Origin of the sequence: Rhodococcus sp. IEGM 1306 (genome assembly GCF_036541985.1) — a bacterium.
Lineage (GTDB): Bacteria > Actinomycetota > Actinomycetes > Mycobacteriales > Mycobacteriaceae > Rhodococcus_F > Rhodococcus_F qingshengii.
In genome coordinates this window covers 499,255-512,796 of sequence record NZ_JAZHFF010000002.1, presented here as the reverse complement: position 1 = coordinate 512,796, position 13,542 = coordinate 499,255, and the positions used below count along the sequence as shown (strand labels likewise).

Annotated in this window: 12 protein-coding genes and 1 pseudogene; 5 read left to right on the top strand and 8 right to left on the bottom strand. The window is 63.1% G+C overall.

The features are described 5' to 3' along the window. Positions 1 to 181 precede the first annotated feature (181 nt). From V3587_RS09200 to V3587_RS09170, 7 genes are all read right to left on the bottom strand, one after another. Positions 182 to 604 (bottom strand): metal-sulfur cluster assembly factor, encoded by a 423-nt coding sequence (locus V3587_RS09200; RefSeq protein WP_003944963.1) that lies wholly within the window; start codon positions 602 to 604, stop codon positions 182 to 184. Continuing rightward, positions 601 to 1,104 (bottom strand): Fe-S cluster assembly sulfur transfer protein SufU, encoded by a 504-nt coding sequence (gene sufU, locus V3587_RS09195; protein WP_003944894.1) that lies wholly within the window; start codon positions 1,102 to 1,104, stop codon positions 601 to 603. Before sufU ends, V3587_RS09200 begins: the two co-directional genes overlap by 4 nt. 3 nt (positions 1,105 to 1,107) lie before the next feature. Further along, positions 1,108 to 2,373: a cysteine desulfurase gene (locus V3587_RS09190; RefSeq protein WP_283376409.1), complete on the bottom strand. Its 1,266-nt coding sequence runs from the start codon at positions 2,371 to 2,373 to the stop codon at positions 1,108 to 1,110. A gap of 5 nt (positions 2,374 to 2,378) precedes the next feature. Further along, entirely contained in the window at positions 2,379 to 3,185 is an 807-nt protein-coding gene (gene sufC / locus V3587_RS09185) for a Fe-S cluster assembly ATPase SufC (RefSeq protein WP_003944795.1), read from the bottom strand. A gap of 61 nt (positions 3,186 to 3,246) precedes the next feature. After that, the gene (sufD, locus tag V3587_RS09180) at positions 3,247 to 4,467 is read right to left on the bottom strand and encodes a Fe-S cluster assembly protein SufD (protein ID WP_003945011.1); all 1,221 of its coding nucleotides are present in this window, start codon (positions 4,465 to 4,467) and stop codon (positions 3,247 to 3,249) included. Continuing rightward, positions 4,467 to 5,927, bottom strand: coding sequence for a Fe-S cluster assembly protein SufB (sufB, locus tag V3587_RS09175; RefSeq protein ID WP_003944799.1), 1,461 nt, complete (start codon positions 5,925 to 5,927; stop codon positions 4,467 to 4,469). The genes sufD and sufB overlap by 1 nt, the downstream gene beginning before the upstream one ends. Before the next feature lie 155 nt (positions 5,928 to 6,082). Continuing rightward, positions 6,083 to 6,829, bottom strand: coding sequence for a helix-turn-helix transcriptional regulator (locus V3587_RS09170; RefSeq protein ID WP_269455348.1), 747 nt, complete (start codon positions 6,827 to 6,829; stop codon positions 6,083 to 6,085). A 130-nt stretch (positions 6,830 to 6,959) separates the two neighbouring features. Between V3587_RS09170 and mptB the strand changes: the two genes are divergently transcribed. The 5 genes and pseudogenes from mptB (at position 6,960) to V3587_RS09145 (ending at position 13,043) form a co-directional block, all read left to right on the top strand. Continuing rightward, positions 6,960 to 8,714: a polyprenol phosphomannose-dependent alpha 1,6 mannosyltransferase MptB gene (mptB, locus tag V3587_RS09165; RefSeq protein ID WP_003944776.1), complete on the top strand. Its 1,755-nt coding sequence runs from the start codon at positions 6,960 to 6,962 to the stop codon at positions 8,712 to 8,714. Next, positions 8,711 to 9,652, top strand: coding sequence for an ABC transporter ATP-binding protein (locus tag V3587_RS09160; RefSeq protein ID WP_007727917.1), 942 nt, complete (start codon positions 8,711 to 8,713; stop codon positions 9,650 to 9,652). Before mptB ends, V3587_RS09160 begins: the two co-directional genes overlap by 4 nt. 14 nt (positions 9,653 to 9,666) lie before the next feature. After that, positions 9,667 to 10,503, top strand: a complete 837-nt coding sequence (locus V3587_RS09155) for an ABC transporter permease (protein WP_371684328.1) — start codon at positions 9,667 to 9,669, stop codon at positions 10,501 to 10,503. A gap of 47 nt (positions 10,504 to 10,550) precedes the next feature. Further along, positions 10,551 to 11,944: pseudogene (locus V3587_RS09150) on the top strand (hypothetical protein). A 124-nt stretch (positions 11,945 to 12,068) separates the two neighbouring features. Beyond that, complete coding sequence (locus V3587_RS09145; RefSeq protein WP_021332987.1) at positions 12,069 to 13,043, top strand: COX15/CtaA family protein; 975 nt, start codon at positions 12,069 to 12,071, stop codon at positions 13,041 to 13,043. 63 nt (positions 13,044 to 13,106) lie between these two features. On the opposite strand, the gene V3587_RS09140 is transcribed toward V3587_RS09145, so the two are convergent. Beyond that, positions 13,107 to 13,469 (bottom strand): hypothetical protein, encoded by a 363-nt coding sequence (locus V3587_RS09140; protein ID WP_283376408.1) that lies wholly within the window; start codon positions 13,467 to 13,469, stop codon positions 13,107 to 13,109. Positions 13,470 to 13,542: the final 73 nt, after the last annotated feature.

Below are 13,542 nucleotides of genomic sequence, written 5' to 3'. Positions count from 1 at the left end.
AGCTGCGATGTTACCGATCAGTCAGCTTCCAGCAAATATTCATCAAACAACCATTTGGGACTATTGTCCTGAATATCATGGCTAAAACGGCCCTATATAACAAACCGAAGCGCCGGTACCCGACGAACGGGCACCGACGCTCCGGTGAAATGTATTCAGTTGATCGTGCCGAGGTTGCTTGTCAGACCGTGAAGCCGAGTGCGCGCAGTTGCTCGCGTCCGTCTTCGGTGATCTTGTCCGGTCCCCACGGCGGCAACCACACCCAGTTGATCTTCATGTCGGTACACAGATCGCTACGCACAAGTGCGCCGCGCGCCTGGTCCTCGATCACGTCGGTCAACGGGCACGCCGCCGACGTCAAAGTCATGTCGATCGTGACGACACCGTCGTCTTCGAAGAGTCCGTAGACCAAGCCGAGATCGACGACGTTGATTCCCAGTTCGGGATCGACGACGTCGCGCATCGCTTCTTCGAGTTCGTCGAGTCGCTCAGGCGACGGGACAGTGCCACTGCCCTGTGCGCCACCGAATTCCGCAGTGGAATCGGGATTCGGATTCACCGGAGCGCCGACCTCGGCGTCCTGCACTGGTTGTGTCTCGGTCATGATCCCTGTCCTTCAGTCGTGTCGACCAATTCACTGCTGCTGTCCGCCGTCGTCACAGCACTGCCGTCGACAATCTGGACTACAGCATCCTTGAATGCCATCCATCCGAGCAAGGCGCACTTCACGCGTGCCGGGTACTTCGAGACACCGACGAACGCGATGCCGTCGCCGAGAACGTCCTCGTCCCCCTCGACGGTGCCCCGACTGCTCACCATCTCGTTGAACGCCGTCACCGTCTTCAGTGCGTCGGTGACCTGCATCCCGATGACGAGGTCGTTGAGCACCGACGTCGACGCCTGGCTGATCGAACAACCCTGACCGTCGTACGAGACGTCGGAGACCGTTCCGTCCTCGGATATCTGGACGCGCAACGTCACCTCGTCGCCACACGTCGGGTTGACGTGGTGCACCTCGGCGCCGAACGGCTCACGGAGTCCGCGGCCGTGCGGATGTTTGTAGTGATCGAGGATCACTTCCTGATACATCTGCTCCATGCGCATGATTCAGTTCAACTCCCCTGCGACACCGAAAAATTCCTGCGCACGCTTGATCGCGGCAACGAGAACATCGATTTCCGCGGTGGTGTTGTAGAGCGCAAACGACGCACGGGCCGTCGCAGCGACACCGAACTTACGATGCAGCGGCCACGCACAATGGTGTCCGACGCGAATCGCGACGCCCTCGTCGTCGAGGATCTGTCCGAGGTCGTGGGCGTGAATACCGTCCACGACAAAGGAAATCGCTCCGCCGCGGTTCTCGGACGTCTGCGGTCCGATGATGCGCAGACCTTCGATCGCCGACAACTTTTCGAGAGCAGCCTCCACCAACACGTGCTCGTGCGCGGCGACTGCGTCCATCCCGAAGGTGTTCAGGTAATCCACGGCAGCGCCCAACCCGACCACCTGTGAGGTCATCGGTACGCCGGCTTCGAAACGCTGAGGCGGTGGCGCGTAAGTGCTGACCTCCATGGTGACCGTCTCGATCATCGAGCCACCGGTGATGAACGGAGGCATCGCTGCCAGCAGTTCACGACGGCCGTAGAGAACTCCGACCCCCGAAGGGCCGAGCATCTTGTGACCGGAGAACGCCGCGTAGTCCACTCCCAGTTCGTGGAAGTCGACCGCCATGTGAGGCACCGACTGGCACGCGTCGAGCACGACGAGCGCACCGACTGCGCGTGCTCGTCGCACCAATTCCTCGACGGGCGCGATCGCGCCGGTCACGTTGGACTGGTGGGTGAACGAAACGACCTTCACCGCGTCCGTCAGCTCCAGCGAATCAAGATCGATCCGGCCGTCGTCGGTGACGCCGTACCACTTGAGCGTCGCACCGGTTCGGCGCGCAAGTTCCTGCCAGGGAACGAGGTTGGCGTGGTGTTCGAGTTCGGTGATGACGATTTCGTCGCCAGGACCGACATGGCGGTCGAAGCGATTGTCACCGAGAACGTAGGTCACCAGATTGAGAGCCTCGGTGGCGTTCTTGGTGAACACCAACTCGTCCGAATCCGCACCCACGAAGGAAGCGATGGTGGCGCGAGCATTCTCGTACGCGTCAGTCGCCTCTTCTGCGAGCTGATGAGCACCCCGGTGTACTGCCGCGTTACACGTGGTCAGGAAGTCCCGTTCGGCATCGAGAACCTGGACCGGACGCTGTGAGGTAGCGCCGGAATCCAAGTACACCAAAGGTTTTCCGTCGCGCACGGTTCGCGCCAGGATCGGGAAGTCGGCCCGAACCGCTGTGACGTCGAGCTCGCGCACCGAGGTGGTCATCGTGATTACGCTCCCTGGGTAGCTGCGGTGTCCGCGGTGAAACGAACGTAGCCGTTGGTCTCGAGCTCGTCGGCCAGCTCCGGTCCACCGGACTCGACGATGCGGCCACCGACGAACACGTGAACGAAGTCGGGGTTGATGTAGCGCAGAATGCGCGTGTAGTGCGTGATCAGCAGAACGCCGCCGTTCTCGCGCTCCTTGTAGCGGTTGACGCCTTCCGAGACGGTGCGCAGAGCGTCGACGTCGAGGCCGGAGTCGGTCTCGTCGAGGATCGCGATCTTCGGCTTGAGCATGCCCAACTGCAGGATCTCGTGGCGCTTCTTCTCGCCACCGGAGAAACCTTCGTTGACCGAGCGCTCGATGAACGAGGGATCGATCTCGAGCTCGCTGAGGGCTTCCTTGACTTCCTTGACCCAGTGGCGCAGCTTGGGAGCCTCGCCTCGCACGGCCGTAGCGGCGGTGCGCAGGAAGTTGGACATGGAAACGCCGGGAACCTCGACGGGGTACTGCATGGCCAGGAAGAGCCCGGCACGCGCACGCTCGTCGACGCTCATTGCGAGGACGTCTTCACCGTTGAGGGTGATGGAGCCGGACGTGACCTGGTACTTGGGGTGACCGGCGATGGCGTACGACAGAGTCGACTTGCCGGAGCCGTTGGGGCCCATGATCGCGTGGGTCTCCCCCGAGCGGACCGTCAGGTCGACGCCCTTGAGGATCTGGATGGGCTCGGCGTTGGCATCGGAGTTGGCGACCTCGACGTGCAGGTCACGAACCTCGAGGACCGAGGTGGTGGTGTTGTCACTGGTAGACATGAAATTCCTTCAAGATGAGGCGGGCGAGCGTAGCGACGGGGTGGTGTCGCCGGCGGGGCGGTCAGGAGCCGACGGCTGCGAGTTCGGCTTCGACTGCGGCTTCGAGGCGATCGCGCACCTCGGGAACAGCGATCTTGTTGATGATTTCGTGGAAGAACCCACGTACGACCAGACGACGAGCCTGATCCTCCGGGATACCACGAGCACGCAGGTAGAACAGCTGCTCGTCGTCGAAACGTCCCGTTGCACTTGCGTGGCCGGCCCCGACGATCTCACCGGTTTCGATTTCGAGGTTCGGAACCGAGTCGGCGCGGGCGCCGTCGGTCAGCACCAGGTTGCGGTTGAGCTCGAACGTGTCGGTGCCCTCCGCTGCGGCGCGGATGAGAACGTCGCCGATCCACACGGTGTGCGCGTCGGGCTTGCCGGATCCGGGATCTCCCTGAAGCGCACCCTTGTAGACCACGTTGGACTTGCAGTTGGGCTGCGAATGGTCCACCAGCAGACGCTGTTCCAGATGCTGGCCGGCGTCGGCGAAGTACAGGCCGAGCAGTTCGGCGTCGCCGCCCGGTCCGTCGTACTTGACGGTGGCGGACAGGCGAACCAGATCGCCGCCCAGGCTGATCGAGGTGTATCGAAGCACTGCGTCGCGGTTCAGGCGAGCGTGGTGTGACGTCACGTGAACCGCGTCGTCCGCCCAGTCCTGGATGGCCACCACGGTCAGCTGCGAACTGTCACCGAGAACGAATTCGATGTTCTCCGCGAAGGTTCCGCTGCCGCGCTGGTCGATCACGAACGTCGCCTTGGCGAACTGCGCCAGCCGAATCTGGGTGTGTCCGTAGGCGACGTTGTCGACTCCGGGGCCGGTCATGGTGACCACAACGGGCTTCTCGACCTCGACCTCGGCACCAACCGAGATGACCGTTGCCGTCTCGAAGCTCGAATACGCCTGCGCTGCAATGCGATCAGCGGGAACGCCGGCTTTGCCCAGACGTGCGTCGTCACGGCCGACGGTCTCGACGGTGATGTCGCTTCCGCCGTCGACCTCGACGGTGACCTGTCCGTTGGCGACGGCGCTGCCGTCGTGCAATCCCCGGAGGCGACGCAGCGGGGTGAACCGCCAGATCTCGTCACGTCCGCCGGGAACCTCGAAAGCATTGACGTCGAACGAGGAGAACTGCTCACCCTTGTTCGTGATGGGTGAGCCGGTGGCTGCACCCTTTACAGGAGCGGTCGGGTTCTCCCCGGCAACAGCTCCGATGACTCCGGTCTCTGGCGTGGTCACTAACCCACAGCCCCTTCCATCTGAAGTTCGATAAGGCGGTTGAGCTCGAGCGCGTACTCCATCGGGAGTTCCTTCGCGATGGGCTCGACGAATCCACGCACGATGGTGGCCATCGCCTCGTCCTCGGTCAGTCCGCGGCTCATCAGGTAGAAGAGCTGATCGTCACTGACCTTCGAAACGGTGGCCTCGTGACCCATGGTGACGTCGTCCTCGCGGATGTCGACGTACGGGTAGGTGTCGCTTCGGCTGATCTGGTCGACCAGCAGAGCGTCACACTTGACGGTCGACTTGGAGCCGTGGGCACCCTTGTTGACCTGCACCAGACCGCGGTACGACGCACGTCCACCACCACGGGCGACAGACTTGCTGATGATGGTCGAGGACGTGTGCGGCGCGAGGTGGAGCATCTTGGCGCCGGTGTCCTGGTGCTGGCCCTCGCCGGAGAACGCAACGGAGAGAACCTCACCGCGGGCGTACTCGCCCATCAGCCACACGGCCGGGTACTTCATGGTGACCTTGGAGCCGATGTTGCCGTCGACCCACTCCATGGATCCGCCGGCCTCGACCTTGGTGCGCTTGGTCACCAGGTTGTAGACGTTGTTGGACCAGTTCTGGATGGTCGTGTAGCGGCAGTGGCCGCCCTTCTTCACGATGATCTCGACGACGGCCGAGTGCAGTGAATCGGACTTGTAGATCGGCGCGGTGCAACCCTCGACATAGTGCACGGAGGCATCTTCGTCGACGATGATCAGGGTGCGCTCGAACTGACCCATGTTCTCGGTGTTGATGCGGAAGTACGCCTGCAACGGGATGTCCACGTGGACTCCCGGCGGAACGTAGATGAACGAGCCACCGGACCACACGGCGGTGTTCAGCGCGGAGAACTTGTTGTCGCCGGCCGGGATGACCGATCCGAAGTACTCCTTGAACAGCTCCGGGTGCTGCTTGAGACCGGTGTCCGTGTCGAGGAAGATGACGCCCTGCTCCTCGAGGTCCTCACGGATCGAGTGGTAGACGACCTCGGACTCGTACTGAGCTGCGACGCCGGCAACGAGGCGCTGCTTCTCCGCCTCGGGGATGCCGAGCTTGTCGTACGTGTTCTTGATGTCCTCGGGCAGGTCTTCCCACGACTCGGCCTGCTTCTCGCTGGACCGGACGAAGTACTTGATGTTGTCGAAGTGGATGCCTTCGAGGTCGGAGCCCCAGTTCGGCATCGGCTTCTTGTCGAAGGTGCGCAGCGCCTTGAGGCGGATGTCGAGCATCCACTCGGGCTCGCTCTTCTTGGCGGAGATGTCCCGCACGACAGCCTCGGACAACCCGCGCTGCGCGCTGGCTCCGGCTTCGTCGGAATCGGACCAGCCGTAGCCGTAATGACCGAGGGACGCGATGGTCTCTTCCTGCGTGAGCGGCTCGGTGCCTGCTGCCGCAGTGGTAGTCGCCTGGTCTGATGTGACGGTCATGCGAGCTCCTTCCGGAGTCTTGTTTCTTGACGGCTGCTCGGGTTCAGCGAGGGCTGGTCGCTGTGGTCGAGCAGTTCTGACTTTGAAGAACTAGCTGAAAAATCTCTATTCGAACGCTGCACGGTGGCAACGCTCCGTAGAACACTCTGGTCCGGTCATCTACTCCCGGTGGACACGAGGGGCACGTGCGTCGTGCAGGCGCAGTCACCGTTGGCGATGGTCGCCAGACGCTGAACATGAGTCCCGAGCAATTGCCGGAATGCTTGCTGCTCTGCCTCGCACAGTTCCGGAAACTCTTCTGCCACATGGGAAACCGGGCAATGGTGTTGGCAGATCTGCACGCCGTTACCGACCGGCCGGGTCGACGCTGCGAACCCCACCGCGTTGAAGGCTTCGGCGATTGCGTCCGCTGTCGCCTCGACGTTGTCGACATCTGTCGGATCAGCCGGTTCGACGTCTCCGACGATCGCCTGGACCCGGCGCTTGGCGAACTCCTCGATTGCCGCGTCTCCGCCGATTTCACGGAGTTGCCGCATCGCGGCTCCCGCCAGATCGTCGTAGGTGTGGCCGAGGCGGCCGCGACCGGTCGCGGTGATCTGGAACTGCTTGGCGGGACGACCTCGTCCACGCTGACGCAGCGACGACGCCGAAGCGGTACGGGCTTCGCCCGACTCGATCAACGCATCCAAGTGACGTCGGACACCTGCGGCACTCAAACCGAGGCGCGTGCCGATTTCGGAGGCGGTAATGGGGCCTTCTTCGAGTAGCAGCTTGACCACTGCCGCCCGCGTCTGACCTTCGACGCTCACTGTCACCGGATTTGCGGCAGCACTCGGCGAGGCCGCTACAGTGGGCTGACCTGCAACTTCCTTGCTTCGTGGGTCTGACGCATTTCTTTTCACAACACAAGTGTGACGGAATTCTTTTCGCAGGTCTACTAAGGGCAACCTGCATTACATTCGGGAATATCCGGACAACGTACGTTGTTTGTGCTTGTCTGTCCGGCTGGATGGAGCCGCTACGCTGCCTGGTGTGCCGCAGACCCCCGAGAAGACGACGACCGCCCGATCGGCGCGCGCGATCCTGCTGGAAAAACCCAAGGCACTCGCGCTTTCCACAATCGGCGTTCGACCTTTCGGATCCGCTCCCCGGCAGAGTATGGCCGCGGTGCTGCACGGCGACGAGGACGAGCGCCCTGGCCTGAACGCGAAGGAAACCGCACAACTGCGAGGGATTCGCCGATTCGGCGCAACCGGCGCGGTCTTGATGGCAGTCGGAGCGCTCGGCGCCGGCGCACAACCCGTCCTGCAGAATCCGACCGCAGGACTTCGAGTCCTCAGCCTTCCCGGACGTATGCCGACGGTCTCACTCACCATGACGATGACCGGAACCGTGCTCGTCGTTCTGGCCTGGCTGATGATGGGCCGATTTGCAGTCGGGGACATACGCAGCCGTTCCGGCGCACCGCGGCGCATGACCCGTTCCCAGTTGGACCGCACACTCCTGCTGTGGATCCTGCCGCTCTCGGTCGCACCGCCGATGTTCAGCCGCGACGTCTACTCGTATCTGGCTCAAAGCGAAATCGCGGCCCGTGGACTCGATCCGTACGCCATCGGCCCCAAGGCGGCACTGGGCGTCGACCACGTTCTCACCCGCACGGTTCCGACGATCTGGCGCGACACCCCGGCTCCGTACGGACCGTTCTTCCTGTGGCTGGGACGCGGGATCAGCTCACTGACCGGCGACAACATCGTGGCCGGAATCTTCTTGCACCGCTTGCTCGCATTGGCCGGCGTCGCGCTCATCGTGTGGGCGATACCGCGACTGGCCAAGCGATGCGGTGTCTCTGCCGTCAGTTCGCTCTGGCTCGGTGCCGCGAACCCACTGTTGCTCTTCCACTTGGTGGCCGGCATCCACAACGAAGCGCTCATGCTCGGGTTGATGCTCGCCGGAATCGAGATCGCTCTTCGCGCAGTCGAGGGGTCCGGGCCCATCCGTGGGCGAGCGCTGTTCTATCTCGTTGCGGGATCAGGTTTGATCGCCTTGTCGTCGACCGTCAAAATTCCGTCCTTGCTTGCACTGGGATTTGTCGGCATGGCTTTGGCCCGGCGTTGGGGTGGAACCTGGAAAGCCTTGGCGGGAGCCGCGATTCTCCTGGGCATCGTTGCCGCTGTCGTCACGTTTGTCATCAGCGTGGCCAGTGGGCTCGGTATGGGTTGGATCAACACCCTGGACACCGCCACCGCAGTCCGGAGTTGGATGTCCATCCCGACGCTCCTGGGCGTCGGCACGGGATTGGCCGGTGTACTACTCGGACTCGGCGATCACACGACGGCGATCCTCACGATCACGCGGCCCATCGCAACTCTCGTCGCCATGCTCGTCACCGCACGGATGATGATCTCGGTGTACATGGGCCGCATACACCCGGTCGGTGGACTCGGCATCGCACTCGGAGCGATCGTTCTCCTGTTCCCCGTCGTTCAGCCGTGGTACCTGCTGTGGGCGATCCTTCCGTTGGCGGCGTGGGCCACCGCGCCGATTTTCCGCATCCCTGCCGTCGTCTTCACCTCGATCGTCAGCGTCATGTTGATGTCCAACGGCGCCGAATACCTTCCGTTCATGATCGTGCAGGCCGTCATCGCGACCATCCTCACCGCCGGAACGCTCATCGTCTTCACCCGCAATTCACTCCCCTGGCGTAGCGACAAGCCAGTAGCGGAGATCACGAAAGGCGGACCGGTAGACGAAGACAACTCGGCGGGGGCTTACGCTGATTCCCCGTGACCTCGAGAGCCTCCAGATCGTCGACGCCGGCGGTACAGATCCAGGGTGTCGTCAAGTCCTTCGACGGTGTTCGAGCCGTCGACGGTATCGATCTCACTGTCGAGACGGCCCAGGTAGTTGCCCTGCTCGGCCCCAACGGAGCCGGTAAGACAACCACCGTCGAGATGTGCGAAGGGTTTGTCACCCCCGATGCCGGCACGGTTCGAGTGCTCGGTCTCGATCCCATCGCCGACTCCGGTGAAGTCCGCTCGCGAATCGGTGTCATGCTGCAGGGCGGCGGCGCGTACCCCGGGTCCAAGGCCGGGGAAATGCTCGACCTCGTGGCCGCATACTCGGCCGACCCGCTCGATCCCGCCTGGCTCCTTTCCAAACTCGGCCTCACCGATGCGCGCAAGACCCCGTACCGCCGCCTCTCCGGAGGCCAGCAGCAACGACTGTCCCTGGCGTGCGCGCTGGTCGGCCGTCCCGAATTGGTATTTCTGGACGAACCCACCGCCGGCCTCGACGCTCAGGCACGTCTACTCGTGTGGGAACTCATCGACGCTCTGCGACGCGACGGCGTGAGCGTCCTGCTCACCACACACCTCATGGACGAGGCCGAAGCGCTCGCCGACGAACTGGTCATCATCGACCACGGCAAGATCGTCGCGTCGGGAACGCCGGCGGAGGTCACCAGCAAGGGCGCCGAAGGACAACTCCGTCTGACGACGGTTCCCGGTTTGAGCCTCGATTCGCTGGCCGGTTCACTCGCCGGGTTCCGCATCGAGGAATCCAACCCCGGCACCTACGTCGTCGAAGGTGCAATCGATCCGGCAACCGTGGCGACTGTCGCAACGTGGTGTGCCGATCAGGACGTGCTGATCAACGACATTCGCGTCGATCAACGGAGTCTGGAAGACGTCTTCCTCGAATTGACGGGCCGGGAACTGAGGGGATGACGGAGATCAAGGTCATGAACGAAACAGCGTCGAACGGCCAGAGCAGTCCCATCAGCGTTGCCAGAGACCGACGGCTCGCCGAGAACCGCTTCGAGCCAGGCACCTTCTCGCCGGATCCCCGCCCCAATTCGGCGGCCAAGATGCTGGCGGCGCAGACCAAACTGGAGCTGACTCTTCTGCTCCGCAACGGTGAGCAATTGCTGCTCACCATGTTCATCCCGATCACCCTGCTCATCGGACTGTGTCTACTTCCGATCGGCGATTTGGGCGATTCTCGGGTCGATACCGTGCTCCCTGGTGTCATGATGGTTGCCGTGATGTCGACGGCGTTCACCGGACAGGCCATCGCCGTCGGATTCGACCGCCGATACGGCGCGCTCAAGCGACTCGGTGCAACGCCGCTACCGCGGTGGGGAATCATCGCAGGCAAGAGCGCTGCCGTCATCATCGTCGTGGCTCTGCAGTCACTCTTGCTCGGCGCTATCGGTTTGGCGTTGGGATGGCGTCCGTCATTCGTCGAACTTGTACTCGGCGCAGTGGTCATTGCCATCGGTACTGTCACATTTGCAGCGCTTGGCCTACTGCTCGGCGGTACTTTGCGAGCAGAGATCGTTCTCGCTCTCGCCAACATCCTGTGGTTCATCATGGTGGGCATCGGCAGTGTGGTCTTCGCCAGCGGCGAACTCCCGACCGCCGTCCACACGCTGGTCCGCATTGTTCCGTCCGGCGCTCTCGCACACGCACTCGAAGCGGCCCTCGACACCTCGATGGACTGGTTCTCGATTCTCGTACTTCTCATCTGGGCCGCAGTGGCCGGAGTCTGCGCAGCAAGGTGGTTCAAGTTCACGTGAGTACACGACGGACAGCTCAGATCGTCGGCTGTGTGGCCGCAACAGTCATGTTGTGTGCCGGACCCGCAACGGCGACCCCTTCGGTGTCCGGTCCACTCGCACCTGCAAATCCGCACCTCGGTCCCGTCGGTACTTCCACCATGCACGGTGACGCGGGCTCGTCCGACGTCACGCCGCTGCCCGGTCCAGGAACCGGCCCCCACGAGGTGACAGCTTTCCCGATGATGGCCGCCTGCCCGACGGTCCTCCAGGGTTCCGACGGCATGATCGTCTCGCTCTGCACGACGATGATCGGCCAGATCCCGACCATCCATTTGATCGATCCGAAGGCCGACGCCACGCCGTTGGGTAGATCCGTAGCACAACTGCCGCTCGCGAAGGGCAGTCTGCTCGGCGGCGTCTACGCCTACCTCGACAACGAGAACCGTCTCGTCGCCGTCGACGGAAACCGTCAACTGGTCCGCATTTCCCATGCGCAGAATCCGGACGGCAGTTGGCGGCTGGAACTCGCGGATGTAGTCGATCTCAGTGGTGCGGTTGCCGCCGACGACAACGTCACCGGCCTCGCTCCGGACTGGGAAGGCAATGTCTGGTTCGCCACCGGGCACGGCACCGTCGGGTACGTCGGCACGGATCGAATCGCGCACAGCATTGCGCTCCCCGAAGGTGAACAGGTGCAGAACAGCATCTCCACCTCCCCGACGGGCACTGCCGTCGCAACGACCCACGCGCTCTACCAACTGAAGCGAAATGGCGACGAGGTCGTCATCGACTGGCGTCAGCCGTACGACCGCGGGCCGGCCCGTAATCCGGGTCAGCTCAGCTGGGGAACCGGATCGACGCCGACATACTTCGGCCCGTCGACGGGCAGCGATTTCTTGACCATCGTCGACAACGCCCACCCGACAGTGAGCTTGCATGTCTATCGCGCTGACACGGGCGCCGAGGTGTGCACGCAGCCGGTGTTGTCCGCTGCCAGCCAGGACGGCTCACCGAGCGGCAGCGAGAACTCCCCCGTCGGCATCGGTCATTCCGTCTACGTCGCCGGCACTTACGGATACCCGTACCCCACGACTCCTGAAGGTGCCGGTCCAGCGTCCCCGCCACGGCACCCTTCAACGGCGGAATGACCCGCGTCGACATCGATCCGGTCGGTTGCCATGTCGTGTGGGACAACACGATTCGCAGCTCCGCGGTACCCCACCTCTCGACGGCTGACGGCTCGATCTACACCGTGACACGAGACGGTGCTCCGAACACCTCTCCGCTGGACGGTTACTCCTTCGCGGTGATCGACTCGAAGGACGGGTCGCAGATCGGTTCGACTCCGCTGCCGTCGACGATCCTCAACGACACCCTTCAGATGTCTGCACTCATCACCGAGTCGGGCGAGTACTTCCAGGGAACGATCTCGGGAATCGTGCGAGTTCGCGCGAACTGACGCGAGCTGGCCCCAACGACGCGGGGCAGGCGCGGAGCGAGCTGGCCCCAACGACGCGGGGCAGGCGCGGAGCGAGCTGGCCCCAACGACACTGTGTAGTTGATGGGGAACTACGATCGTTGGCGTGGTGAATCGTGTGTATGCCGGATTTTTACGCTTGGTGGATCGACTACCTCTCCCCTCGCTGAAAACGCAGAAGATCATCGCGTTCATCGTGATCCTGACGCAGGGCGGCATCGCTGTCACCGGCGCGGTGGTGCGCGTGACGGACTCGGGACTCGGTTGCCCGACGTGGCCGCAGTGCTTCCCCGGTAGCTTCGTCCCGGTCGGCCACGGACAGGTCGCGGTGATTCACCAAGCCGTCGAGTTCGGCAACCGCCTGCTGACCTTCCTGGTCGTCATCGTCGCCGCTGCGATCGTGCTTGCGGTGACTCGCGCTCGCCGACGCAAAGAGGTGCTTGTCTACGCCTGGATGATGCCGCTCGGCACTGTCGTTCAGGCAGTGATCGGCGGTATCACCGTCCTCACAGGCTTGCTGTGGTGGACGGTCGCCATTCACCTGGTTGCGTCGATGCTGATGGTCTGGGTTGCCACGGTGATGTACGCGAAGATCGCGGAACCCGACGAAGCAACCACTCTGGTCGTGATGCCGAAGCCGTTGCGCTGGCTTACCGCGCTGTCAGGTGTCGCGCTCGCCGGCGTTTTGGTCGCTGGAACTCTCGTAACGGGCGCAGGCCCGCACGCCGGCGACAAGGGACTGGACCGGACGGTGCCTCGCCTGGAGATCGAGATCGTGACGCTCGTCCATCTGCACTCACAGCTTCTGGTCGGATATCTCGCGCTGGTCGTGGGTCTGACCTTCGGCCTGTATGCGGTCGGGACATCCGCAGCCGTGAAGATCCGTCTGAAGGTCCTGCTGGGACTGATCCTCGCGCAGTCGCTCATCGGTGTCGTGCAGTACTTCACCGATGTGCCGGAAGTTCTGGTGATCATGCACGTCGCCGGTGCAGGACTGTGCACGGCTGCGACCGCAGCAGTTTGGGCTGCGGGTAAGACCCGCCAGTACACGCCGACCAATTCGCCGATACCAGCTGTCTGACGCTTCAAGACACGTGTGGGGCGTAGGAACACCAAAAGGTGTTCCTACGCCCCACACGTCATTTCAGGATTCGTTGCGAGCTTTCGGGAACCGAGTCTGGTTGGCGACCCAACCGGACATCTTCTTGAAATGGCCTTCCTGCGGGGTGACGATGCTCGTCAGTTCGCGCTCCCACTCGGCGACGGTGACGTTGTCGAAGGACGCGACGACCGCGTTTGCCGTGGCGAGGTCCTCGACGACCTGATCACCGAGGATGCCGTCGGCACCTACGAGGGTGATGCGAACGCCGGCCAGGCCGACCGGCTGGATGACGGCGCTGGCGGAGCCGCCGTGCTCGGCGACGAACTTGGTGATGGCGTTCACCGTGGACTTCGGCAGTTCCGGCGCGGACGGGGTGGCGTCCGACTTCTCGGTATCGGTGCTCATGACTCGACAATACTGGTCGGTAGCCCGGAAGCGACACCAGGCATGGACTGAGCGTCGGCCGCCTCGGGTGTAG

Coding starts and splice junctions, on each gene's coding strand:
- V3587_RS09200 (WP_003944963.1), bottom strand. CDS start 604: ATGACCGAGACACAACCAGTGCAGGACGCCGAGGTCGGCGCTCCGGTG.
- sufU (WP_003944894.1), bottom strand. CDS start 1,104: ATGCGCATGGAGCAGATGTATCAGGAAGTGATCCTCGATCACTACAAA.
- V3587_RS09190 (WP_283376409.1), bottom strand. CDS start 2,373: ATGACCACCTCGGTGCGCGAGCTCGACGTCACAGCGGTTCGGGCCGAC.
- sufC (WP_003944795.1), bottom strand. CDS start 3,185: ATGTCTACCAGTGACAACACCACCACCTCGGTCCTCGAGGTTCGTGAC.
- sufB (WP_003944799.1), bottom strand. CDS start 5,927: ATGACCGTCACATCAGACCAGGCGACTACCACTGCGGCAGCAGGCACC.
- V3587_RS09155 (WP_371684328.1), top strand. CDS start 9,667: ATGAACGAAACAGCGTCGAACGGCCAGAGCAGTCCCATCAGCGTTGCC.
- V3587_RS09140 (WP_283376408.1), bottom strand. CDS start 13,469: ATGAGCACCGATACCGAGAAGTCGGACGCCACCCCGTCCGCGCCGGAA.